The sequence below is a fragment of the Streptomyces sp. NPDC057010 genome (assembly GCF_042673805.1).
Taxonomy (GTDB): Bacteria; Actinomycetota; Actinomycetes; order Streptomycetales; family Streptomycetaceae; genus Streptomyces.
The window spans coordinates 57,731-80,242 of the sequence record NZ_JBHUSC010000012.1; the positions used below are offsets into that span (position 1 = coordinate 57,731).

At 72.3% G+C, this 22,512-nt stretch carries 22 protein-coding genes; 14 read left to right on the forward strand and 8 right to left on the reverse strand.

The genetic code is table 11. The features are described 5' to 3' along the window. Window positions 1-36: 36 nt before the first annotated feature. The 3 genes from ACFTXQ_RS14525 to ACFTXQ_RS14535 form a co-directional block, all read right to left on the reverse strand. Window positions 37-813, reverse strand: a complete 777-nt coding sequence (locus ACFTXQ_RS14525) for a hypothetical protein (RefSeq protein WP_382640283.1) — start codon at window positions 811-813, stop codon at window positions 37-39. A 46-nt stretch (window positions 814-859) separates the two neighbouring features. Then, entirely contained in the window at window positions 860-1,447 is a 588-nt protein-coding gene (locus ACFTXQ_RS14530; protein WP_382640285.1) for a hypothetical protein, read from the reverse strand. 87 nt (window positions 1,448-1,534) lie between these two features. After that, a complete protein-coding gene (locus ACFTXQ_RS14535; RefSeq protein ID WP_382640288.1) occupies window positions 1,535-2,194 on the reverse strand; it encodes a 4'-phosphopantetheinyl transferase family protein in 660 nt (219 codons plus the stop codon). 309 nt (window positions 2,195-2,503) lie between these two features. Between ACFTXQ_RS14535 and ACFTXQ_RS14540 the strand changes: the two genes are divergently transcribed. Genes ACFTXQ_RS14540 through ACFTXQ_RS14590 form a run of 11 tightly spaced genes read left to right on the forward strand, consistent with a single transcriptional unit; the run spans window position 2,504 to window position 13,984 of the window. Further along, window positions 2,504-4,276, forward strand: a complete 1,773-nt coding sequence (locus ACFTXQ_RS14540; protein WP_382640291.1) for a biotin carboxylase N-terminal domain-containing protein — start codon at window positions 2,504-2,506, stop codon at window positions 4,274-4,276. A 12-nt stretch (window positions 4,277-4,288) separates the two neighbouring features. Then, a complete protein-coding gene (locus ACFTXQ_RS14545; RefSeq protein WP_382640294.1) occupies window positions 4,289-4,618 on the forward strand; it encodes a TcmI family type II polyketide cyclase in 330 nt (109 codons plus the stop codon). After that, window positions 4,615-5,889, forward strand: a complete 1,275-nt coding sequence (locus ACFTXQ_RS14550) for a beta-ketoacyl-[acyl-carrier-protein] synthase family protein (protein ID WP_382640297.1) — start codon at window positions 4,615-4,617, stop codon at window positions 5,887-5,889. Before ACFTXQ_RS14545 ends, ACFTXQ_RS14550 begins: the two co-directional genes overlap by 4 nt. Beyond that, a complete protein-coding gene (locus ACFTXQ_RS14555; protein ID WP_382640300.1) occupies window positions 5,886-7,112 on the forward strand; it encodes a ketosynthase chain-length factor in 1,227 nt (408 codons plus the stop codon). Before ACFTXQ_RS14550 ends, ACFTXQ_RS14555 begins: the two co-directional genes overlap by 4 nt. 54 nt (window positions 7,113-7,166) lie before the next feature. Next, on the forward strand, window positions 7,167-7,427 hold the full coding sequence (locus ACFTXQ_RS14560) for a phosphopantetheine-binding protein (protein WP_382640302.1): 261 nt from the start codon (window positions 7,167-7,169) through the stop codon (window positions 7,425-7,427). A gap of 53 nt (window positions 7,428-7,480) precedes the next feature. Continuing rightward, the gene (gene fabG, locus ACFTXQ_RS14565; RefSeq protein ID WP_382640305.1) at window positions 7,481-8,266 is read left to right on the forward strand and encodes a 3-oxoacyl-ACP reductase FabG; all 786 of its coding nucleotides are present in this window, start codon (window positions 7,481-7,483) and stop codon (window positions 8,264-8,266) included. A 46-nt stretch (window positions 8,267-8,312) separates the two neighbouring features. After that, window positions 8,313-9,266: an aromatase/cyclase gene (locus ACFTXQ_RS14570; RefSeq protein ID WP_382640308.1), complete on the forward strand. Its 954-nt coding sequence runs from the start codon at window positions 8,313-8,315 to the stop codon at window positions 9,264-9,266. A gap of 2 nt (window positions 9,267-9,268) precedes the next feature. After that, complete coding sequence (locus tag ACFTXQ_RS14575) at window positions 9,269-10,810, forward strand: FAD-dependent monooxygenase (RefSeq protein WP_382640311.1); 1,542 nt, start codon at window positions 9,269-9,271, stop codon at window positions 10,808-10,810. Then, complete coding sequence (locus ACFTXQ_RS14580) at window positions 10,807-12,327, forward strand: FAD-dependent monooxygenase (protein ID WP_382640314.1); 1,521 nt, start codon at window positions 10,807-10,809, stop codon at window positions 12,325-12,327. Before ACFTXQ_RS14575 ends, ACFTXQ_RS14580 begins: the two co-directional genes overlap by 4 nt. After that, window positions 12,324-13,202 (forward strand): alpha/beta hydrolase, encoded by an 879-nt coding sequence (locus tag ACFTXQ_RS14585; protein ID WP_382640317.1) that lies wholly within the window; start codon window positions 12,324-12,326, stop codon window positions 13,200-13,202. Before ACFTXQ_RS14580 ends, ACFTXQ_RS14585 begins: the two co-directional genes overlap by 4 nt. Before the next feature lie 41 nt (window positions 13,203-13,243). Next, the gene (locus ACFTXQ_RS14590; protein WP_382640320.1) at window positions 13,244-13,984 is read left to right on the forward strand and encodes a DUF427 domain-containing protein; all 741 of its coding nucleotides are present in this window, start codon (window positions 13,244-13,246) and stop codon (window positions 13,982-13,984) included. Between the two features lie 63 nt (window positions 13,985-14,047). Here ACFTXQ_RS14590 and ACFTXQ_RS14595 read toward each other — a convergent pair whose 3' ends face one another. Genes ACFTXQ_RS14595 through ACFTXQ_RS14605 form a run of 3 tightly spaced genes read right to left on the reverse strand, consistent with a single transcriptional unit; the run spans window position 14,048 to window position 16,606 of the window. Continuing rightward, complete coding sequence (locus ACFTXQ_RS14595; RefSeq protein WP_382640323.1) at window positions 14,048-14,245, reverse strand: acyl-CoA carboxylase epsilon subunit; 198 nt, start codon at window positions 14,243-14,245, stop codon at window positions 14,048-14,050. After that, window positions 14,242-15,816, reverse strand: a complete 1,575-nt coding sequence (locus tag ACFTXQ_RS14600) for an acyl-CoA carboxylase subunit beta (protein WP_382640326.1) — start codon at window positions 15,814-15,816, stop codon at window positions 14,242-14,244. The genes ACFTXQ_RS14595 and ACFTXQ_RS14600 overlap by 4 nt, the downstream gene beginning before the upstream one ends. 25 nt (window positions 15,817-15,841) lie before the next feature. After that, window positions 15,842-16,606, reverse strand: coding sequence for an SDR family oxidoreductase (locus ACFTXQ_RS14605; protein ID WP_382640329.1), 765 nt, complete (start codon window positions 16,604-16,606; stop codon window positions 15,842-15,844). Between the two features lie 298 nt (window positions 16,607-16,904). On the opposite strand from ACFTXQ_RS14605, the gene ACFTXQ_RS14610 reads away from it, so the two are divergent. Genes ACFTXQ_RS14610 through ACFTXQ_RS14620 form a run of 3 tightly spaced genes read left to right on the forward strand, consistent with a single transcriptional unit; the run spans window position 16,905 to window position 19,464 of the window. After that, the gene (locus ACFTXQ_RS14610) at window positions 16,905-17,225 is read left to right on the forward strand and encodes a hypothetical protein (protein ID WP_382640332.1); all 321 of its coding nucleotides are present in this window, start codon (window positions 16,905-16,907) and stop codon (window positions 17,223-17,225) included. Then, the gene (locus ACFTXQ_RS14615) at window positions 17,222-18,310 is read left to right on the forward strand and encodes a questin oxidase family protein (protein WP_382640335.1); all 1,089 of its coding nucleotides are present in this window, start codon (window positions 17,222-17,224) and stop codon (window positions 18,308-18,310) included. The genes ACFTXQ_RS14610 and ACFTXQ_RS14615 overlap by 4 nt, the downstream gene beginning before the upstream one ends. A gap of 50 nt (window positions 18,311-18,360) precedes the next feature. Continuing rightward, window positions 18,361-19,464 carry an NAD(P)/FAD-dependent oxidoreductase gene (locus ACFTXQ_RS14620; protein ID WP_382640338.1) on the forward strand — a complete coding sequence of 368 codons (1,104 nt, stop codon included), beginning with the start codon at window positions 18,361-18,363 and terminating at the stop codon, window positions 19,462-19,464. A gap of 73 nt (window positions 19,465-19,537) precedes the next feature. Here ACFTXQ_RS14620 and ACFTXQ_RS14625 read toward each other — a convergent pair whose 3' ends face one another. After that, on the reverse strand, window positions 19,538-21,478 hold the full coding sequence (locus ACFTXQ_RS14625) for a multicopper oxidase family protein (protein ID WP_382640341.1): 1,941 nt from the start codon (window positions 21,476-21,478) through the stop codon (window positions 19,538-19,540). 327 nt (window positions 21,479-21,805) lie between these two features. Next, a complete protein-coding gene (locus ACFTXQ_RS14630; RefSeq protein ID WP_382640343.1) occupies window positions 21,806-22,138 on the reverse strand; it encodes a winged helix-turn-helix transcriptional regulator in 333 nt (110 codons plus the stop codon). Window positions 22,139-22,512 lie beyond the last annotated feature (374 nt).

Consider the following 22,512-nt stretch of genomic DNA (forward strand, 5'->3'; position numbering starts at 1 on the left):
GGCCCGCCGGCCCGACTCGCGGGGGCCGTCCCCCGATCAGCGAGCGGCGGCCATGGCCGTCGCGGGGAACAGCTCCTGGAAGGGGCCTGCGGAGTCGAGTCCGTCCCGCCCGTAGGGGGCGTCGAAGCTCCACACCATGAACAGCAGGAACACGATCAGCGCACTGAACAGCCCGGCCAGCAGCAGCTCGCGCCCGGAGCGGCGGATCTGCAGGGTGAAGATCAGCCCGACCGTGACCAGCCCGCCGACCAGCAGCCCGAACCACACCACGCCCGGCAGCGTGGACTCCGCGCTCTGGGTCCGCGAGTGGCGGGCGTCGTCGGCGGCCGCGATGTGGTCCAGCAGCGGCTGGTAGGCCTGCGCCTGGAGCTCGTTGGCCGGGCTCTGGTGGGTGACGTCGCTGCGCAGCTTGCCGAGCAGCTGGGCCCCCTCGGCCGAGGCGCTCTCCCCGGAGGTCAGCCGCGGCCAGTCCACGGAGACGGTGTGGGAGACGTACTCGTTCACCTCGCCGCGGATCCGGTCGCGGACGGCGGCCGGGTAGACGTCGGCGCGCTGGGTGACCTCGTACAGCGACTGGGCCTCGCGGCGCACGCTGTCCTCGGCGGCGCCGCGCGCCTCCCAGACGCCGGCGATGGCCAGACCGAGCACGATCGCGTAGACCACGCCCACCATCATGGTCATGTACTCGATGACATCGGGGGTTTCGCTGGTGTCCTCGTCGTCGGCGACCCGGCGGTGCCGGATCGCGGTGGCGGCGAGGACGAGGGCGCAGACGAGCACCATGGCGATGGCCAGGACCAGCCATTCGGACACGTGGATTCTCCCGTGGTGGATCGGTGGATGGATGTGCCGGCGGCGGTCAGCCGCGGCTCTTGGAACGGGGGCGCAGGGCGGCTGCGGCGAGTACGGCCGGGGTGGTGACGACGACCATGAGCATCATGGTGGACATCCCGTCCGGGCCGCGCCGCTCCAAGGCCGCCGGGTGGTACGGACGCACGTGAAAGGCGCTCACGGGCGCGGCGGCGGCCTCGTGCGGGGGCGGGGCGGGGGCGTCCGCCGCCTCCGGCCCGGCCTCGGGCCCGGGATCCGCCGCGGGTGCCGGGGGCTCCGGCTCCCCGGCCACGGCCTCCGCCTCGGGTAGGGGCGCGCCCGGCGAAGCCGGCCGCTGCGAAGCGCGGGCGGGGGCCGGGCCGGGCCCGGGTGCGGGGGTCCGCCCCGGGTGGTGCACGGTGGGCCGGCCGGCCCCGGGCACGGGCACCCGTACCGCGGGCGCGCCCGCCCCTACCCCGGGCGGCTCCGGGAGGGCCGGCTTGCCCGGCCCGGCCGGCACGCACACGTCGACGCGGGCGCCGCGGCCGTGGCCGTCGCCCGCGACCGCCACATGGCCGTGCAGCGGGCAGAGCGCCGCCACCAGACCCGCTCCGGCGAAGTACTGCCAAGCGGTCACCGCGTGTCCTCCCGATTCCGCAGCACGCATATGAGGGTTACGGCTGAAGAAACGATCACGGCCCCGGTTCGACACGCGGCAGACAGGTCAAGATGCAGGTGGGCCGGTGGGCCCGGTCCGCACGGCGCAGGCGGCCGCGTAGCCCGCGGGCACGCGGAGGTCGGTGAGCCGCCACCCCGGCTGCGCTACGGGCGCCGGGCCCACGCCCACCCGGGTGGCCGCCATGAGGCGGGCGTCGATGCCGCGGCCGGTTCCCTTGAGGAGGGCCTCCTTGCGGGTCCAGCAGCGCGCGAAGGCCGCGGCGCGCGGGCCGGGCGCGAGCGCGGCCAGCTCCGCCCGCTCCCGCGGGTGCAGGGCGGCCGGGACCTCCGGGAGGCGGTCGCCGGACGGCACCTCCTCGACGTCGGCGCCCACGGGGCTGTCCGCGAAGGCCAGCAGGGCCAGGCCGCGGGTGTGGGACAGGGAGAAGTGGACGGGCGCGCCGGGCAGGGCGGGGCGGCCGTGCGGGCCGCCGCACCCCGGGCAGTCCTCCCTGACGAAGGTGATCCCCGCCGGGTCGGCGGCGAGGTAGGCCCCGAGGAGCAGGCGGAGCGCGGCGTGCGCGGCGACGTAGACGGCCCGGTCGGCGGCGGACCGCCGGGCCCGCGCCCGCCGGCGCTCCTCGGCGTCGAGCAGCTCGAACGCGGCCCCGACCCCGGACCCGAAGCCGTACCCGTGGCCGTGCCCGACCCCCGCGACTTCCGCCACCGGAACCGGAACCGGAACCGGAACCGACCAGACTTCCGCATTCCCGCCCGGTACCGATAGCGGCAAACCCGGGGGAAGAGGATCCCTCCCGAATTCCAAGACGGTCTTCAAAATACCGGCCCTCCGCAATTCCGCCATCTCCGGAACCCCACCCCACCAGCGCATGTGTCAGCGATCTGACGTCGATTTGACCCTCTCGGGAGAAATCCTCGATTGACCTTGCAAAACCTGACCGAACCCTGCATGGACCCGTCTTGTTCGGCCCTCTCGAATTGCAGAGTATGAGACGCATCATCCGAGGGGGAAGGCATGCAGAAGATACTTATCGCCAATAGGGGTGAGATCGCGGTCCGTGTCGCAAGGGCCTGCCGCGACGCCGGAATCGCCAGTGTCGCCGTGTATGCCGAGCCCGACCGCGACGCCTTGCACGTCGAGGCCGCCGACGAGGCGTTCGCGCTGGGCGGGGACACCCCCGCGACCAGCTACCTGGACATGGCCAAGGTCCTGCGGGCCGCCGCCGGCTCCGGGGCGGACGCCGTCCATCCGGGGTACGGGTTCCTCTCGGAGAACGCCGAGTTCGCCCAGGCGGTGCTGGACGCCGGGCTGGTCTGGATCGGCCCGCCGCCCCGGGCCATCCGGGAGCTGGGCGACAAGGTCGCCGCCCGGCACGTGGCCCTGCGGGCCGGCGCGCCCCTCGTCGCGGGCACCGCGCAGCCCGTCACAGGGCCCGCCGAGGTGCTCGACTTCGCCCGCGAACACGGTCTGCCCGTCGCCGTCAAGGCGGCGTTCGGGGGCGGCGGCAGGGGCCTGAAGGTCGCCCGGACCCTGGAGGAGATCCCCGCCCTGTTCGAGTCCGCCGTACGCGAGTCGGTCGCGGCCTTCGGGCGCGGCGAGTGCTTCGTCGAGCGTTACCTCGACGAGCCGCGGCACGTCGAGACCCAGTGCCTGGCCGACTCGCACGGCAATGTCGTCGTCGTGTCCACCCGCGACTGCTCGCTCCAGCGCAGGCACCAGAAGCTGGTGGAGGAGGCCCCGGCTCCGTTCCTCACCGAGGAGCAGAACGCGCTGCTGTACTCGGCGTCCAAGGCCATCCTGCGGGAGGCGGGCTATGTGGGGGCCGGGACCTGCGAGTTCCTCGTGGCGGCCGACGGCACGATCTCCTTCCTTGAGGTCAACACCCGTCTCCAGGTGGAACACCCGGTCACCGAGGAGGTCACCGGCATCGACCTGGTGCGCGAGCAGCTGCGGATCGCCGAGGGCGAGGCCCTGGGCTACGGCGATCCGCAGGTCCGCGGCCACTCCTTCGAGTTCCGAATCAACGGCGAGGACCCGGGGCGCGGCTTCCTGCCCGCCCCCGGCTCGGTGAGCCGGTTCGAGCCGCCGCTGGGGCCGGGCGTCCGGGTGGACTCCGGGGTCGCGACCGGCTCGGTGATCGGCCCGGCCTGGGACTCGCTGCTGGCGAAGCTGATCGTCACCGGAGCCGACCGCCGCCAGGCGCTGGAGCGTGCCGCCCGCGCCCTGCGGGAGTTCAGGGTCGAGGGGATGGCCACCGCGCTGCCGTTCCACCGTGCGGTCGTCACCGACCCGGCCTTCACGGACGAGCCGTTCCGGGTGCACACCCGCTGGATCGAGACCGGGTTCGACAACACCATCGCCCCCTACGCCCCCTCACCGGGCGAGGGGCCCGCGGAGCCGGCCGCGGGCGGCTCCGGCCGCGAGAACTTCGTGGTGGAGGTCGGCGGCAAGCGGGTGGAGGTCTCCCTCCCGGCCGCGCTGGGCGCCGCTCCGTTCGGCGGCCGGGAGGCCCCCGGCGCTCCCGCGCCCCGCCCCCGCCGTGCGGCCGCCGCCGCAAAGCCCGCCGCATCGGGCGACAGCGTGGTCTCACCGATGCAGGGGACGGTCGTCAAGGTCGCCGTGACCGACGGTCAGACCGTCGCCGCGGGCGAGCCGATCGTCGTCCTGGAGGCCATGAAGATGGAGCAACCCCTCACCGCTCACAAGGCCGGCACCGTCGTCGGCCTCACCGTCGAGATCGGCCAGCCCGTCAGCAGCGGAGCCACGCTCTGCGAGATCAAGGGATAGGACACCGACACCATGCACAGCACACTCATCGTCGCCAGGATGGACCTGGCCTCCCGCGCCGACGTCGCCGGGCTCTTCGCCGACTTCGACGGCACCGAGATGCCCCACCTCATGGGCACCCGCCGCCGCCAGCTGTTCTCGTACCGCGGTCTGTACTTCCACCTCCAGGACTTCGACGAGGACAACGGCGGCGCGCTCATCGAGCGGGCCAAGTCCGACCCGCGCTTCGTCCGGATCAGCGACGACCTGAAGCCCTTCATCGAGGCCTACGACCCGGCGACCTGGCGCTCCCCGGCCGATGCGATGGCCACCCGCTTCTACGACTGGGAGGCCGGCAAATGACCGGCCGCCGCGTCGTCATCACGGGGATGGAAGTCCTCGCGCCCGGCGGCCTCGGCACGAAGAGCTTCTGGGACCTGCTCAGCGAGGGCCGCACCGCCACCCGCCGCATCACCTTCTTCGACCCCTCCCCCTTCCGCTCCCGGGTGGCGGCCGAGATCGACTTCGACCCGGAGGAATTCCTGCTGACCCCGCAGGAGGTCCGCCGGATGGACCGGGCCGCCCAGTTCGCCGTGGTCGCGGCGCGCGGGGCCGTCGCCGACAGCGGGATCGACCCCGGCGCCCACGACCCGTACCGGATCGGCGTCACCATCGGCACGGCGGTCGGCGCCACCATGGGGCTCGACGAGGAGTACCGGACGGTCAGCGACGCGGGCCGGCTGCACCTGGTGGACCACGCGTACGCCGTACCGCACCTGTACAACTACATGGTCCCGAGTTCCTTCGCGGCGGAGGTCGCGCTGACCGTGGGCGCGGAGGGACCCAGCACGGTGGTGTCGACCGGCTGCACCTCCGGCATCGACTCCGTGGGCTACGCGGTGGAGCTCATCCGCGAGGGCAGTGCCGACATCATGGTCGCGGGTTCCTCCGACGCGCCGATCTCCCCGATCACCATGGCCTGCTTCGACGCGATCAAGGCGACCACGCCCCGCGACGACGACCCCGCCACCGCTTCCAGGCCCTTCGACGGGAGCCGCAACGGCTTCGTGCTCGGCGAGGGGGCGGCCGTGTTCGTCCTGGAGGAGCTGGAGAGCGCGAGGCGGCGCGGCGCGCGCATCTACGCCGAGATCGCCGGCTACGCCACGCGCAGCAACGCCTATCACATGACCGGACTTCGCCCGGACGGGGCGGAGATGGCCGAGGCGATCCGCCTCGCCCTGGACGAGGCGCGGATGAACGGCGACGAGATCGACTACATCAACGCGCACGGGTCGGGGACCAAGCAGAACGACCGGCACGAGACGGCCGCCTTCAAGAAGCAGCTGGGCGAGCACGCCTACCGGGTGCCGGTGAGCTCCATCAAGTCGATGGTCGGGCACTCGCTCGGCGCGATCGGGTCGATCGAGATCGCGGCGTCGGTGCTGGCGCTCCAGCACAACGTGGTGCCGCCGACCGCGAACCTGCACACGCCCGACCCCGAATGCGACCTCGACTACGTGCCGCTCACCGCCCGGTCGCACGCCACCGACGCCGTGCTGACCGTGGGCAGCGGCTTCGGCGGATTCCAGAGCGCCATGGTGCTGGCCCGGCCGGACAGGAAGGCAGCGGCATGACCGTCAAAGCAGTGGTATCCGGGCTGGGCATCACCGCGCCCAACGGCCTGGGGGTGCGGGAGTTCTGGGCCGCCACCCGCGCCGCGAAGAGCGGCATAGGCCGGGTCAGCCGCTTCGACCCGGGCCAGTACCCGGCCACGCTCGCCGGCCAGATCACCGATTTCACGGCCGAGGACCACCTGCCGAGGAACCTGCTGCCGCAGACGGACCGGATGACCAGGCTGGCCCTGGTGGCCACGGACTGGGCGCTCGCCGACGCGGGCATCCGGCCCGAGGAGCTGCACGGGTTCGACATGGGCGTGATCACCGCCAGCTCGGCGGGCGGGTTCGAGTTCGGCCAGGGCGAGCTGCGCAACCTGTGGGCCAAGGGACGCCAGTACGTGAGCGCGTACCAGTCCTTCGCCTGGTTCTACGCCGTCAACAGCGGGCAGATCTCGATCCGCAACGGCATGAAGGGCCCCAGCGGGGTCCTGGTCAGCGACCAGGCGGGCGGGCTCGACGCGGTGGCGCAGGCGCGCCGGCAGATCCGCAAGGGCACGAACCTCATCGTCTCGGGTTCCGTGGACGCCTCCATCTGCCCGTGGGGGTGGGTGGCGCAGCTGGCCGGGGACCGCCTGAGCACCAGCTCCGACCCGGAGGCGGCGTACCTGCCGTTCGATCCGGCCGCCGACGGGCACGTGCCCGGCGAGGGCGGGGCCATCCTCATCGTGGAGTCCCACGGGGCGGCGCTGGAGCGGGGCGCGCGGATCTACGGGGAGATCGCGGGCTACGGGGCGACCTTCGACCCGAGGCCGGACCGCGGGCGCGTGCCCGGGCTGCGCCGGGCCATCGAGCTGGCGCTGGCCGACGCGCGGGTGCGGCCCGGCGAGGTGGACGTGGTGTTCGCGGACGCCGCGGCGATCCGCGAGCTCGACCGCGTGGAGGCCGAGGCCATCACCCAGGTGTTCGGTCCGCGCGGGGTGCCGGTCACCGCGCCCAAGACCATGACCGGGCGGCTCTACTCGGGGGCCGCGCCGCTGGATCTGGCGACGGCGTTCCTGGCCATCGAGGACGGGCTGATCCCGCCCACCATCAACGTGTCGCCCGCCGCCGAGTACGACCTCGACCTCGTCGTCGACCGGCCGCGCGCGGCGAGCGTGTGCACCGCCCTGGTCCTGGCCCGCGGGCACGGCGGATTCAACTCCGCCATGGTCGTCCGGGACATCGCCTGCGGGCACGGCTGAGCACCGACTTCCCACCGTACAGACCCTGTTGCCGCCGCCAGAGAGGCATCCGCCATGTCCACCACCGCCGACTTCACCCTCGACGACCTCACCACCATCCTGCTCGCCGCGGCCGGCGATCAGGGCTCCGACTTCGCGGCCGAGCTCGGCACGGAGTTCGAGGCGCTCGGCTACGACTCGCTCGCCCTGCTGGAGATCAGCGGCCGGATCGAGCGGGAGTACGGCATCTCGCTCGACGACGACCCGCTGACCGGCGAGAGCACGCCGCAGTCGCTGATCGATTCCGTCAACTCGCTGCTCAACGCCTCTGTCTGACCTCGCGCCAGTTCATGCCCCGCACGATCGCCCACTCATTGGAGAAGACAGCCATGCCGCAGCAGAGTCAGCGGGTCGCCCTCGTCACCGGTGCCACCAGCGGGATCGGCCTCGCCGTCGCCCGGCTGCTGGCCAGCCAGCAGCACCGGGTGTTCATCGGTGCGCGCACCGCCGAGAACGTCGCCTCGACCGTCAAGCAGTTGCGGGAGGAGGGGCTCGACGTGGACGGCAGCGCCGTAGACGTCCGCTCCAACGACGGGGTCCACGCCTTCGTCCGGGCCGCGGTCGACCGGTTCGGCCCCATCGACGTTCTGGTGAACAACGCCGGCCGCAGCGGTGGCGGCGTCACCGCCGACATCGACGACGAACTGTGGAACGACGTGATCGACACCAACCTCAACAGCGTCTTCCGGCTGACCCGGGAGGTGCTCAACACCGGCGGCATGCGCACCAGGAGCCGCGGCCGGATCATCAACATCGCGTCCACGGCGGGCAAGCAGGGCGTCGTCCTCGGCGCCCCGTACTCGGCCTCGAAGCACGGCGTGGTCGGCTTCACCAAGGCGCTCGGCAACGAGCTGGCGCCGACCGGGGTCACCGTCAACGCGGTCTGCCCCGGATACGTGGAGACCCCGATGGCCCAGCGGGTCCGGCAGGGCTACGCCGCCGCCTACGACACCACCGAGGACACCATCCTGGAGAGGTTCCAGGCGAAGATCCCGCTCGGCCGCTACTCCACCCCCGAGGAGGTCGCCGGCCTCGTCGGCTACCTGGCCTCGGACACCGCCGCCTCCATCACCGCGCAGGCGCTGAACGTCTGCGGCGGCCTCGGCAACTTCTGAGCACCCGCCGTCCGCCCTCCCACCCGTTCCCCGAGAGGAGCACCGCATGTCCGTGTCCGAGCGGTCCCGTTCGCACGAGGTCGAGCACGACGTCACCATCGCGGCCCCGGCGGCAGCCGTGTACCGGCTGATCGCCGAGGTGGAGAACTGGCCGCGCATCTTCCCGCCGACCATCTACGTCGACCAGGTCGACAAGGGCACCGGCGAGGAGCGCATACGCATCTGGGCCACCGCCAACGGCGAGGCCAAGAACTGGACTTCGCGCCGGATCCTGGACCCCGAGGGCCTGCGGATCGACTTCCGGCAGGAGGTCTCCGCTCCCCCGGTCGCCTCGATGGGCGGCGCCTGGCTGATCGAGCCGCTCTCGCGGACCGAGTCGCGGGTGCGCCTGCTGCACGACTACCGGGCGATCGACGACGACCCGGCGGGCCTCGCCTGGATCGAGGAGGCCGTCGACCGCAACTCCCGCTCCGAACTCGCCGCACTGAAGACCAACATCGAGTTCGCGCACCAGGCCGAGGAGCTGACCTTCTCCTTCGAGGACACCGTCCAGGTGAACGGATCCGCCAAGGACGTCTACGACTTCGTCAACGAGGCGAACCTGTGGGCCGAGCGGCTGCCGCACGTGGCGAGCATCCGGCTCACGGAGGACGTACCGGGCCTCCAGACCCTGGAGATGGACACCCGCGCCAAGGACGGCTCCACCCACACCACCAAGTCGTACCGGGTGACCTTCCCGCACCACAGGATCGCCTACAAGCAGGTGACGCTGCCCGCCCTGATGACCCTGCACACCGGCTACTGGACCTTCACCGAGAACGCGGACGGGGTGGCCGCGTCCTCCCAGCACACCGTGGTGCTCAACACCGCCAACATCGCCCGGATCCTGGGCGAGGGCGCGACCGTCGCCGACGCCCGGGAGTACGTGCACAGCGCGCTCAGCACCAACAGCCGCGCCACGCTGGGCCATGCGAAGGACTACGCCGAGAGCCGGCGCTGACCGTGGCGGCCGCCGACCGGAACGCCACCGCCGGGCACCCGGATGCACCACACCCGGACACCCAGGTCGTCGTCGTGGGCGCGGGACCCGTCGGGCTGATGCTCGCCGGCGAGCTGCGCCTGGGCGGGGCGGACGTGATGGTGCTGGAGCGCCGTACCTCCCCCACCACGGAGTCACGCGCCTCCACCCTCCACGCCCGCACGATGGAGATCTTCGACAGCCGCGGTCTGCTGGCCCCGCTCGGCGAACCGCCGAACGAGCGCCGCGGGCACTTCGGCGGGATCCCGATGGACCTGACCCTCCCCGGCCGCTACCCCGGCCAGTGGAAGGTCCCCCAGTTCCGCACCGAACAGCTGCTCCAGGAGTGGGCGCTCGCGCTCGGCGCGGACGTCCGGCGCGGCTGGGAGGTCGTGGAACTGGACGAGGACGCCGAGGGGGTCCGGGTCACCGCGGACACCCCGGGCGGCCCCGTACGGATCCGCGCCGCCTACCTCGTCGCCTGCGACGGCGAGGACAGTACGGTCCGTGCGCTGGCCGGGGCCCCCTTCCCCGGCCGGCGCACCGTCCGCGAACTGCTGCGCGCGGACGTGGCCGGCATCGACGTCCCCGGCCGCCGGTTCGAGCGGCTGGAGCGCGGGATGGCCGTCGCCGCGCGCAACGCCGAAGGCATCACCCGGGTGATGGTGCACGAGTTCGGCACCAGCGCCCGGTCCCGTACCCGCGAGCCCGACTTCGCGGAGGTCACCGACGTGTGGAAGCGCGTCACCGGCGAGGACATCAGCTCCGGGACGCCCCTGTGGGTCAACTCCTTCGGGGACGCCAACCGGCAGCTGACCCGCTACCGCGAGGGCCGGGTGCTGTACGCCGGCGACGCGGCCCACCAGCAGATGCCCATCGGCGGCCAGGCCCTCAACCTGGGCATCCAGGACGCCGTGAACCTGGGCTGGAAGCTGGCCCTGCGGGTCCGCGGCCGGGCGCCCGACGGCCTGCTCGACACCTACCATGCGGAACGGCACGCGGTGGGGGCCCGGGTCCTGGAGAACATCGGGGCGCAGGCCCTGCTGCTGCTCGGGGACGCGGAGGTGGAACCGCTGCGGGCCCTGCTGGGCGGGCTGGTCGCCGCCGAGGACAACCGCGCCCGCCTGGCCGGGATGATCAGCGGCCTCGACGTCCGCTACCCGGTCGACGAGGGCGACCACCCCTGGCTCGGCGCACGGCTGCCGGAGCTGGCGCTCGCCGGGCCGGGCGGCTCCACCACGACGACCGAGCTGCTGCGCAGCGGGCGGGGCCTGCTGCTGGACCTGACGGGTGATCCGGCGGCGGCCCTCGGCCGCATCGCCGGACCGTGGGCCGACCGGGTCACGACCGTGCCGGCGCTTCCGGAACAGGGCGGCGACAACGACCCGGGCACCGAGGCCCTGCTCGTCCGCCCCGACGGCCACGTCGTATGGGCCGCGACCTGGCAGGCCGTACCGCTTTCCCGGGTCCTGCGCCGCTGGTTCGGCGCGTCACGCCATGAATACGAAAATCCGAGCAGAGGATGAATCCCGTGGACACGGACGTCATCATCGTCGGCGCCGGGCCGACCGGTCTCATGCTGGCGGGCGAGCTGCGCCTCGGCGGCGTGGGCGTCATCGTGACCGAGCGGCTGGCCGAACCCACCGGCCAGTCCCGCGGTCTCGGCTTCACCGCCCGCGCCATGGAGGTCTTCGACCAGCGCGGGCTGCTGCCGCGGTTCGGCACCCTCGAGAAGAGCCCCCTCGGCCACTTCGGCGGGGTCCAGTTCGACTACACGGTGCTGGAGGACTCCCACTTCGGGGCCCGCGGCGTACCCCAGTACCTCACGGAGGAGGTGCTGGAGGCCTGGGCCACCGAGCTGGGCGCGGACCTGCGCCGCGGCTGGGACCTCGTGGACATCGCCGACGAGGGGGACGAGGGGGTGCGGGTCACCCTGAACACCCCGGAGGGCGTACGGCAGCTGCGCGCCGCCTACCTGGTGGGCTGCGACGGGGGCCACAGCACCGTCCGCAAGGCCGTCGGCTTCGACTTCCCCGGCACGCCCGCGACCCGCGACATGTACCTGGCCGATGTGGTCGGCTGCGACCTGCGCCCCCGCTTCCTCGGCGAACGGCTGCCGAACGGCATGGTGATGGCGGCCCCGCTCAAGGAGGGCGTGGACCGCGTCATCGTCTGCGAGCACGGCACGCCGCCCGGCGCCCGGGGCGAGTCCCCCGGGTTCGAGGAGATCGCCGACGCCTGGCAGCGAATCACCGGCGAGTCCCTGCACGGCGGCGGCGCCGAGTGGGTCAGCTCGTTCACCGACGCCACCCGCCAGGTCACCGAGTACCGGCGCGGCCGCGTCCTGCTGGCCGGCGACGCGGCGCACATCCACCTCCCGGCCGGCGGGCAGGGGCTGAGCACCGGCGTCCAGGACGCCGCCAACCTCGGCTGGAAGCTCGCCGCCACCGTGCGGGGCCGGGCGCCAGAGGGGCTGCTCGACAGCTACCACGACGAGCGGCACCCCGTCGGGGCGCGGCTGCTGATGAACACCCGCGCCCAGGGCACGGTGTTCCTCGGCGGCGACGAGGCGGACCCGCTGCGGCACCTGCTGACCGAGCTGCTGGAGTACGACGTGGTCAAACGGCACCTCTCCGGCACCGTGAGCGGCCTCGACATCCGCTACGACGTCGGCGGCCCGGCCCATCCACTGGCCGGCCGGCGCCTGCCGCCCCGGGGTCTGCGGACGGCGTCCGGGCCGACCACCACGACCGCGCTGCTGCACGCGGGGCGGGGCGTGCTGCTCGTCCTCACCGACGACGAGCAGGCGCCGGAGAGCGCCGAGATCGCGGAGGCGTGGGCCGACCGGGTCGACGTCACCGTGGCCGTACCGGAGGATCCGGGGTCGTTCGGCGGCGCCGCGGCGCTCCTCGTACGCCCCGACGGGTACGTGGCCTGGGTCGGCTCCGACACCACCGCCGCCGGCGTCCCCGACGGGCTGGCGCAGGCCCTGCGCCGCTGGTTCGGCGCGCCGGCCGCCCTCGACGCGGCGTCCGCGGCATGACCACCGCGCCCGCGGCTCTGTCCCGGGGAGTGCGCCGGATCAGCCTGGACGCCGACGGCACCCCGCTGTCGGCCCTGCTCTGCGAACCCCGGGACGGCGCGCCGCGGGCGACGGTGGTCGCGGTGCACGGCGCCGGCATGAGCGCCGGCTACTTCGACGGCCAGGCCCTGCCCGACCTGTCCCTGCTCACCCTGGGGGCACGGCTCGGGTTCACGGTCCTGGCCGTCGACCGGCCGGGCTACGGACGGTCCGCGGACCTGCTCCCCGAGGGGCAGGCGCTCGCCGAACAGGCGGTCACCCTGGCCGCCGCGCTGCGCGACTACCGCTCCCGCTTCCCCACCGGGGCGGGTCTCTTCCTCCTGGCCCACTCCTTCGGCGGGAAGGTCGCGCTGCTCACCGCCGCGGACCACTGCGCGCCCGATCTGCTCGGCGTGGAGATCTCCGGCTGCGGCCACCGGTACGCGCCCGACGCCCTCTCGGGCGCGGGCGCGGCCCGGGGAGGCAGGCGCAGCTGGGGGCCGCTGCGCCTGTACCCGCCGAGCACCTTCATCACGAGCGGCTCGATCCTGGCGCCCGTCCCGCCCCTGGAGCAGGCGGACATCGTCCACTGGCCGGAGGTGTTCCGGGGTGCCGCGGGCCGCGTCCGCGTGCCCGTACGGCTCACCTTCGCGGAACACGAGGCGTGGTGGCGGCACGACGCGGAGGCGCTCGCGGAGCTGCGCTCGCGGCTCAGTGCGGCGCCGCGGCTGTGCATCGACCGGCAGCCGGAGGCGGGCCACAACATCAGCCTGGGTTACGCGGCGCGCTCCTATCACCTGCGCTGCCTCGGCTTCTTCGAGGACTGTCTGCTCCAACGGGGCGTCACGTACTGTTGATTGCTGGTCGGATCGTACGAAACGAGGGGACCGAAACGGATATGACAACCGCTCAGGACGGCGTTCGGGTCGAGCCGAGTGCGAAGCGGGTCAGGGTCTTTCTGGGCGGCCGTGCGGTGGCCGACAGCAGCCGCCCCCTGCTGGTGTGGGAGAACCCGTACTACCCGACGTACTACTTCCCGGCCGAAGACGTCGACCGGGACCTGCTGACCCCGGACGGGGAGAGCGCCCACTCGCCCGAGCGCGGCGACGCGGAGGTGTTCACCGTCAAGGCCGGCCCGGCAACGGCCGCCGGCGCCGCGCGGCACTACGCCGAGTCGCCGGTGGAGGAGCTGCGGGGGCACTTCCGCTTCGAATGGGAGGCCATGGACTCCTGGTTCGAGGAGGACGAGGAGATATTCGTGCACGTCCGGTCCCCGCACACGCGCATCGACGTCCTGCCCAGCTCGCGCCACATACGGGTGGAGATCGACGGCGTCACGATCGCCGAGACCCGCAACGCGCGCCTGCTCTTCGAGACCGGCCTTCCCACGCGGTACTACGTGCCGCAGACCCATGTCCGGATGGACCTGCTGGAGCGGTCCGACACCGTCACCCGCTGCCCGTACAAGGGCACCGCGCGGTACTGGTCGATCCGCGTCGGGGACCGGCTCCACACCGATCTGGCCTGGTCGTACCCGACGCCGCTGCCGGAGAGCCAGAAGGCCGCCGGCCTCATCGCCTTCTACAAGGTGGACATCTACGTGGACGGCGTGCTCCACGTGGACCCGAAGCGCCGCTGATCCTGCCCGGAGCCGCGTACGGAGAGCCGCATTCGCCGAATGCGGCTCTCCGCCGTGTCCCTGTCAGTCCGTCCAGCTGCGGGCCCCGGTGAACCGGGGCGCCCGCCACCGGACGGCGTCCGCGGGCCGCGCCGGCTCCGCCCGGGCGGCCCCCCGCTGAGCCGCCCGGGCGAGCACGACGGCTGCCAGGGCCGCGAGTTCCTCCGTGTTCGCCCGGCCCCGTTCGATGCGCAGCAGCGGCTGCGCCGCCTCCGCGCTCACTGCGGCGGGTTGCCGTGCTTGCGCGCCGGCAGGTCGACGTGTTTGGCCCGCAGCATGGCCAGGCCCCGGATGAGCGCGCCCCGCGTGTCGGCCGGGTCGATGACGTCGTCCACCAGGCCGCGTTCGGCGGCGTAGTACGGGTGCATCAGCTCCGCCTTGTACTCCTTGACCAGGCGGGCCCGGGTGGCACCGGGGTCCTGGGACGCGGCGATCTGCCGGCGGAAGATGACGTTCGCCGCGCCCTCGGCGCCCATCACCGCGATCTCGTTGGTGGGCCAGGCGTAGGTCAGGTCGGCGCCCACGGACTGCGAGTCCATGACGATGTAGGCGCCGCCGTAGGCCTTGCGCAGGATCACCGAGATCCGCGGGACGGTCGCGTTGCAGTAGGCGTAGAGCAGTTTGGCGCCGTGCCGGATGATCCCGCCGTGCTCCTGGTCCACGCCGGGCAGGAAGCCGGGCACGTCGAGCAGTGTGACGAGCGGGATGTTGAAGGCGTCGCACATCTGGATGAAGCGCGCCGCCTTCTCCGAGGCCTTGATGTCGAGGACCCCGGCCAGGGACTGCGGCTGGTTGGCGATGACGCCCACGACCTCGCCGTCGAGCCGGCCGAGGGCGCAGATGATATTGGTGGCCCAGCGCTCGTGCACCTCCAGGTACTCGCCGTCGTCGACGATCTCCCGGACGACGGCGCGCATGTCGTACGGGCGGTTCCCGTCGGCGGGGACGAGGTCGCGCAGTGCCTCGCAGCTGCGCCCGGGCGGGTACTCGGCGGAGGCGGCCGGCGGGTTCTCCCTGTTGTTCTGCGGCAGCAGGGACAGCAGGTAACGGACCTCCTCCAGGCAGGTCTGCTCGTCGTCGTACGCGAAGTGCGCGACGCCCGAGGTCTCGGCGTGCACGTCGGCGCCGCCGAGGCCGTTCTGGCTGATCTTCTCGCCGGTGACGGCCTGGACCACGTCCGGGCCGGTGATGAACATCTGCGAGGTGTCGCGGACCATGAACACGAAGTCGGTGAGGGCCGGGGAGTACGCCGCCCCGCCGGCGCAGGGTCCGAGCATCACGCTGATCTGCGGGATGACCCCGGAGGCGCGGGTGTTGCGCTGGAAGATGCCGCCGTAGCCGGCGAGCGCCGAGACGCCTTCCTGGATCCGGGCGCCCGCGCCGTCGTTCAGCGACACCAGCGGCGCGCCGGCGGCGAGGGCGTGGTCCATGACCTTGTGGATCTTCTGTGCGTGGGCCTCGCCGAGGGCCCCGCCGAAGATGCGGAAGTCGTGGGCGTAGACGAAGACGGTGCGCCCGTGGACGGTGCCCCAGCCGGTGACGACCCCGTCGGTGTGGGGCCGGTTCCGTTCGAGGTCGAAGCCGCTCGCGCGGTGCCGCCGCAGGGGTTCCAGTTCGCTGAAGGACCCTTCGTCGAGGAGCAGGGCGATGCGCTCGCGTGCGGTCAACTTGCCTTTGGCGCGCTGTCGTTCGGTGGCGGCCGGATCGCCTTCGAGGAGGCTGCGGCGCAGCTCCTCGAGTTCGGGGACGCCGATCGGCGGCACGTGCTGCCGGTCGCGTTTGACGGTGTCCATGCAGATTCCCTTCGCGTGTGCGGTGTCAGCCGAGGAGCGAGCCGCCGCTGGCGTCGAGGACGGCGCCGGTGATCCGGCGCGCGTCGTCGGAGGCCAGGAAGGCCACGACGTCGGCGATGTCGGAGGGCTGGGCGATGCCGCCGAGGGCGGCCAGGCCGGACAGGGCCTCCCGGACCCCGGGGACGTCCAGGAAGGCGTGGCCGGTGTCCGTGACGCCGGGCGACACGGTGTTGACGGTGATGCGGCGCGGGCCCAGGTGGCGGGCGAAGTGCAGGCCGATCATCTCCACCGCGCCCTTGGTCATGGCATAGGCCACTTCCTTCGGGTTCGCGTACCGGGTGAGGCCGGAGGAGATGGTGATGATCCGCCCGCCGTCACGGAGGACCGGCAGTGCGCGCTGCACGACGAAGAACGGCGCTTTCGCGTTCACCGCCATGAGCCGGTCGAAAAGTTCCGGAGTGGTCTCCTCTGGGCCCGCCCCGGTGGTGTTGATTCCCGCGTTGTTCACCAGGATGTCCAGCTCGGCGGTGCCGCAGAGCGTCTCCAGCCCGGTGCGGAGCTGCTCGAAGAGCGTTTCGACGGCGCCGGGAACACCGAATTCGGCGCGTACGGTGAATGCCCTGCCGCCATCGGCGGCGATGGCTTTGACGGTATTCTCGGCGGCCTCGCGATCCTGTGCGTAATGTACGGCGACGAGTGCGCCCTCACGCCCCAGCCGCTCGGCGATCGCACGGCCTATACCTCGACTCGCTCCGGTGACGAGCGCCGTTTTGTTCGTTAGCCTGCTCATCGCTCGGCCTCCACCCCGATGAATGTCCCCGGTCTCTTTCCGTCTCATGGTGGGTGGCCGAGAAGAGCCGTTCAAGGCCGGGGATTCCAGGGTTCGGTCATGTTTCGAATGACGGACGGCGGCTTCCTCCGGCGAATGTCACGGCAATGTCAGATCTCCGTCAGTTCCACGGATTCCCGCTGTCGGGAGGTATCCGGCTGCGGCTAGCTTCGAAGTCATGGAACACAACACGACTTCAGCCGATGCGCTGAATGAGACAACTGGCCGGAATTCCCCGATCGGTTCGTGGTCGGCGAGTGTGGTCTACGGAGACAAGACGGCCGAGGTGCAGCTCACCTTCGAGCCGGACGGCACGGTCCTCCTCGCCACCCCCGTGAGCACCGGCGAGGGCACCTGGACGCGGTCCGACGAGGACGGGGCGCGCTTCAGCTACCGGGTCAAGGAGGTCTTCGACGACAAGCCGGGGCTCCCCGGCTGGGTGGACATCGAGCAGGACGCGGTGCAGTCCGGGCCGGCGTTCACCAGCTCGGGGGCTTCCGAGATCTGGGCCGTGAGCGGCACCCGGCTGGCGTCCGTGACGGCGGACGTGTCGGCCAGGCGGGAAGGCGGTCGCGCATGACGAAGCTCGGTTACGAGGACGCCGTCAACGAGGCCCTCGAACGCCTCGACGACCTGGGGTACGAGCGCGGCGCCCAGGGCGACCTGGCCAACCACGGACCGATGGGCGCCGAGACCCTGGCGGTCCTCGGGCACGCGGACAAGGTGGCGGCCTGGGTCGAGGGCTACCGCACCGCGATGCCCCACCACGAGCCCCCGGCCGCCCGGTTCGCGCTCGACGCCGCCGACGAGTCGTCGTGGCGCCCCGCGCTCGGCGCCTTCGAGCGGGCGGGCGACTGGGAGCAGCTCTTCGTACGGGAGCTGGCCGAGGCCCCGTGGCGTACGGTGCTGGCCCGCTGGTGGCCCGAGCTGCTGCCGGGGCTCCTCGCCGGGCTGACCCACGGGGCCATCCGTACGGCGCACGCGGTGCGCAGCATCGCGGCCGCCCGGCAGCCGAGCTCGTTGCAACTCACCGAACTGGCACGTGCTTTGGCGTACTGGGCCGCGCGCTACACCCGGCTGCCCGGCGAGCCCCGGCTGAAGGGCGCCCACGACATCGCCGGCGCCGTCGCCGCCCTGCCCCGGTTCCGCGGCGAGGAGGCGGTGACCCCCGCCGTCGCACGCAAGCGCTTCAGCCAACTCGACGCGATACCGGGCTACTTCGACGCCCTGGACTCGGTCGCCCCGAACCACGCGCAGTGGCTGCTGAGCGAGATGACCGCGGAGTTCGCGGGCGTCTACCTGGCCCACGACGAGATCTACGCCGTTCCCATGGTCCACGCGGTCACCGCCCCCGCGGCCGTGCGCCTGGTCCTCCCCCATCTTCCCGTCGAACTGCACGAACCCTCCGTCGCGGCCCTGTGGCAGGTCCACACCGCCTTCCTGCTGGCCTTCACCCGGGACCGCAGGGGAGAGCAGGAGGCGGTCCTGGCGGCGACGGACAGCGATCTGCCCTCCTTCGACGAGCTGAGCGCCCGCGCCGTGGAGCACGGCGACGAGCACGTCATCAAGTTCACCGAGGCGTGCCTGCGCGAGCACATGCTCCGGCCCGACCGGCGCTTCCCCGCGGCGGCCTTCGCGGCGCTGTCGCGCATCGACCCCCGGTAGACGGCCTTCGCCGTCGCCGGGCCATCACCACACCTTTATCAGGAGGAATCATGAGTTCGACTGTTGTCGTCGTCGGTGGCGGATACGGCGGTACCACCGTTGCCAAGGCCCTGGACGACGTGGCGGAGGTGATCCTGGTGGAGCAGAAGGACTCCTTCGTGCACAACGTCGCCGCCCTGCGCGGAGTCGTCGATCCTGCATGGAGCGAGCGCCTGTTCCTGCCCTACGACGGCCTGCTCGCGCGGGGGCGGATCGTGCACGCCCGCGCCGAGCGGGTGGAGCCCGGCTCCGTGACCCTGTCGACGGGCGAGCGGATCGAGGCCGACTTCGTGGTCCTGGCCACCGGCTCGACCTACCCCTTCCCCGCCAAGTTCGACATCGACGACGCCGCCGGGGCCAAGGCCCGGCTGGCCGAGACCCGTACGGCCCTGCAGGCCGCCGGTTCGGTGCTGCTGCTGGGCGCGGGCCCGGTGGGGGTGGAGTTCGCCGGTGAGATCCGCGCGGCGTGGCCGGAGAAGAAGGTCACGATCGTGGATCCCGCCTCGGAGCTCATCGTGGGCGATTTCCCCGACGAGCTGCGCGCCGAGGTGCGGCGCCAGCTGGAGGAGCTGGGGGTGGAGATCGTCCTGGGTGCCTCGCTGGTGGAGGAGCCGCCGGCCGAGGCCGGCCGGGCCAAGACGTTCACGGCGAAGCTGACGACCGGCGCCGAGGTGACGGCCGACATCTGGTTCCGCTGCTTCGGCGCGGCCCCGGCCACCGGCTACCTGGGCGGCGACCTGGCCGCCGACCGGCAGGCCGGCGGGCTCGTCGAGGTGCGCGACACCCTCCAGCTGGCCGGGCAGGACCGGGTGTTCGCGCTCGGCGACGTCACCTCGATCCCCGAGGCCAAGAAGGCCAAGGCGGCCGAGGACCACGCCGTGGTGGTCGCGAACAACATCCGCAAGCTGATCGCGGGCGAGACGGAGCTGGAGACCTACCGGGCGGGCGGCCCGATGATCGCCCTGTCGCTCGGGCCGAACGGCGGCGCCGGCTTCATCCCGGAGCGCGGGGTGCTGGGTGCGGAGATGGTCTCCCGCGCCAAGAGCGCCGACCTGCGCACCACGTTCTACGAGGAGCTGCTGGGCGTGGTCCGGCCGGCCGCGGACCGGGGCTGAGCGAAGTAGCCGTACGGTGAGCGGGGTTGTCCGTCGCGCGGTCCGTGCGTACGGACAACCCCACACGCCTGCCTCAGTGCTTCGCCGCGGCTCCCGCGGCGCCGTGCTCGTGGTGGCCCGGGCCGCTGTGGGCGTGGAACCGGGCGACCTCGGCCGGGTGGACCACGAACGGCCGCATCATGCCGTCGTCCTCGTGATCGAGGGTGTGGCAGTGGTAGACGAACTGCCCGGTGCCGCCGTCGAACTTGCCGGCGACCGCCACCCACTGGCCCCGGTTGACGAGGACGGTGTCCTTCCAGCCCTCCTCGTACTTCTCCAGCGGGACGTCGGTGAAGCCGGTGATGGGGGCGGTGGTGCGGGCGGTGGGGATGTCGTAGGTGGTGGTGAAGTTGCGCCGGAACAGTGCCTGGAAGCGGGTCAGGTGGATGTGCATGGGGTGCACCGGTCCGATGGGGCCCACGTGGATGAAGTTCCAGACGGCCCAGCGGTTGTGGTTGATGTAGACGCCGACCGTGTCGTCGAAGAGGGCGCCGAGCTTGCGGAAGGTCCGCGTGGCACCGGTCTCGGGGTCGGTGATCTGGATGACGCCCTCCCCGCCGGGGTCGCTCGCGAGCTCCTCCAGGTCCCACATCTCCGGGTGGCCCTGCTGGTTCATCACCAGCGCCACCCATACGTGGTCGTGGTCCTCCGGCAGCGTCCTGCCGTGCTCGACCCGGTAGTAGGAGGGCGAGAGGACGGCCGGGATGCTGTAGGCGTCCGACCGGGTGCGGTCCTCGACCCGGAACTGCATCAGGTCCGGCTCCGTGGGCCCGCCGGCGGTCCGCGCGTCGGTGAGGCGCAGCCTGAGTCCCTTCAGCTGCCTGAAGTCGATCAGTACGTCGAACCGTTCGGCGGGGGCGACGGTCAGACCGCCCGCCGGGACGGGCGCGGCGGCGGGGAGCAGGCCGCCGTCGGTGCCGATGAGGCGGATGGCGTCGTTGTGGGACGTGCCGTTCTCGTCCACGAGGTTGAGGGTGTAGATCCGGCCGTTGGAGGCGTTGAGCAGCCGGAAGCGGTACCAGCGCGCCTCGACGTTCAGGTAGGGCCAGATGACCCCGTTGACCGTGTTGAACGGGCCGGTGAACCCGGCCGGGACCACGTGGTCGCCGAACGGCACGGCGGGGACCTTGAACAGGAGCTGGCCGGTGAGCGCGCCGGTGGCCGGGTCGGTGTCGAGGTTGCGGTCGCCGAGGATCAGCGGGACCTCGCGGGTGGGCAGGGCGAGTGCCTTCTCCTCCGCGTCGCGGATGAGGTACATGCCGACCAGCCCGGCGTGGACGTTGTACCGGGTGATCGCCATCGCGTGGTCGTGGTAGAAGAGCGCCGCCGACGGCTGGAGGTTCGGGTACTGGGAGATCTGGCTCGTGCCGGTCAGCCCGCCGTTGTGCGGCCAGCCGTCGCTGCCGCCGTTGTTCGGCGCCCCGTGCAGGTGGGTGACCGTCCAGGACGGGAGCTCGGCCACGCCCTCGACGATGGTGTGGCCGGCCCGGAGCGCGCCGCCCGGGTCCCGGTAGCCGGGGCTCGCCGTCGGGTTGGCCGGGGCCGGGGCCTGTACGGCGACCAGCGGCATGCGGGTCTCGATGCCGTTGGTCCAGCTGACCCGCAGGTCCTTGCCGCTGGGGACGTCGATGGTCGGGCCCGGGTACTGGCCGTTGTAGGCCCAGACGGTCGTCGGCGGCAGCTGGGAGTGCAGCTGCACCTGGGCGGTGGTCAGGTTGATCTTCGCCTCGGTGAGGGTGCCGCCCGCCCGGATCACCGGGGGTATGCGCAGCGGGTCGAGGAACTTGGTGAGGCCCCAGTTCGGACCGGCCGGTGCGGCCCCGGGGGTTTCGGCCGGGCCGGCCGGGGCCGCCGCGGCGCCCGCCGGCGGGCGGCCGATGCCCGTCCCCACGGCCAGCGCCCCGAAGAAGGCGCCGGCCGTCACCACCCTGCGGGTGATCCCCGGCCCCCGGTCCCCTCGAATGTCTTCCACCATGTCCTGATCCCCCGTCATGTCCGCTGGCTGTGACTGCTGTTGCGGCGGCAGACTGGCACGACGGAACCACGGCGGACAAAGCGCGTCCCCTGCGCTCCGCCGCCCTGCTGAACAGGGCCTTCCGCCCGGACCGGCCTACCGATCCGAGCAGGTGAACACCACCGCGGGGGTGGACTTGCGGCCACGGTGACCGAAAGCGGGCTGTTCCGGTTGCAACTCCCCTGACACTGGGGCCGGATAACCTGACGCTGACGTCACGCGAAATTCACCGTTCCGGCCGGACGGGGCCGGGGTGGCCGGGCCAGCGGGGACCGCGGGGCCGGCGGATCAGCCGGCGGCCATCACGGCGGTCCCGGGAACGGCGACCTGGTCCCGGCCGCGTGCGTCGAAGGCGGCCTGGGCCGAGCTCACGGCGCCGACGTACTGCTCGCACCAGGCCCGGACGGCACGCAGCGGGACCAGCAGCGTCCGGCCCAGCGGGGTGAGCGAATAGACCACGCGGGGCGGGGTGTTGGCGTAAACCGTGCGGGCCACCAGACCGTCGCGCTCGAGGGTGCGCAGCGTCTGCGTGAGCATCTTGCGACTGACTCCGCCAACGGTGCGCTGCAGTTCGGAGAACCGGGCGTCCCCGTCGCCCAACATGTTCACGACGAGGATCACCCACTTGTCCCCTGCGGTGTGAAGCAGGACACGTGGCTCACAACCGGCGCTGAACGGGTCGCCGGACGAACTCTCAGGTGAAGGGGTGGATGAAGTGGTGTTGTCGGTAGCCATGTTGACCAGCCTACCCACCCAGGTCTCACATGGAACCCTTGTTTCCAGAAGAGACCTGCTCTAGCCTCTGAGCCACGGGCACAGCGAGGGCGGGGTTTCACCGCCGATGCTCCAACCCCTTGTCTGCGGCTCGTTCACAAACGGATCAGTCACTCCAACGGCCGGATATCGGCCACGACTTGCACTGTGCGCCCGTTTGTCGAACGCGACCCGCCGCCGCCCGGAAAGACGCAGTCCATCCGTGAGGACTCGACTGGCTC

Coding starts and splice junctions, on each gene's coding strand:
- ACFTXQ_RS14545 (WP_382640294.1), top strand. CDS start 4,289: ATGCACAGCACACTCATCGTCGCCAGGATGGACCTGGCCTCCCGCGCC.
- ACFTXQ_RS14540 (WP_382640291.1), top strand. CDS start 2,504: ATGCAGAAGATACTTATCGCCAATAGGGGTGAGATCGCGGTCCGTGTC.
- ACFTXQ_RS14585 (WP_382640317.1), top strand. CDS start 12,324: ATGACCACCGCGCCCGCGGCTCTGTCCCGGGGAGTGCGCCGGATCAGC.
- ACFTXQ_RS14625 (WP_382640341.1), bottom strand. CDS start 21,478: ATGGTGGAAGACATTCGAGGGGACCGGGGGCCGGGGATCACCCGCAGG.
- ACFTXQ_RS14620 (WP_382640338.1), top strand. CDS start 18,361: ATGAGTTCGACTGTTGTCGTCGTCGGTGGCGGATACGGCGGTACCACC.
- ACFTXQ_RS14580 (WP_382640314.1), top strand. CDS start 10,807: ATGAATCCCGTGGACACGGACGTCATCATCGTCGGCGCCGGGCCGACC.
- ACFTXQ_RS14555 (WP_382640300.1), top strand. CDS start 5,886: ATGACCGTCAAAGCAGTGGTATCCGGGCTGGGCATCACCGCGCCCAAC.
- ACFTXQ_RS14550 (WP_382640297.1), top strand. CDS start 4,615: ATGACCGGCCGCCGCGTCGTCATCACGGGGATGGAAGTCCTCGCGCCC.
- ACFTXQ_RS14605 (WP_382640329.1), bottom strand. CDS start 16,606: ATGAGCAGGCTAACGAACAAAACGGCGCTCGTCACCGGAGCGAGTCGA.
- ACFTXQ_RS14590 (WP_382640320.1), top strand. CDS start 13,244: ATGACAACCGCTCAGGACGGCGTTCGGGTCGAGCCGAGTGCGAAGCGG.
- ACFTXQ_RS14560 (WP_382640302.1), top strand. CDS start 7,167: ATGTCCACCACCGCCGACTTCACCCTCGACGACCTCACCACCATCCTG.
- ACFTXQ_RS14600 (WP_382640326.1), bottom strand. CDS start 15,816: ATGGACACCGTCAAACGCGACCGGCAGCACGTGCCGCCGATCGGCGTC.
- ACFTXQ_RS14570 (WP_382640308.1), top strand. CDS start 8,313: ATGTCCGTGTCCGAGCGGTCCCGTTCGCACGAGGTCGAGCACGACGTC.
- ACFTXQ_RS14615 (WP_382640335.1), top strand. CDS start 17,222: ATGACGAAGCTCGGTTACGAGGACGCCGTCAACGAGGCCCTCGAACGC.
- fabG (WP_382640305.1), top strand. CDS start 7,481: ATGCCGCAGCAGAGTCAGCGGGTCGCCCTCGTCACCGGTGCCACCAGC.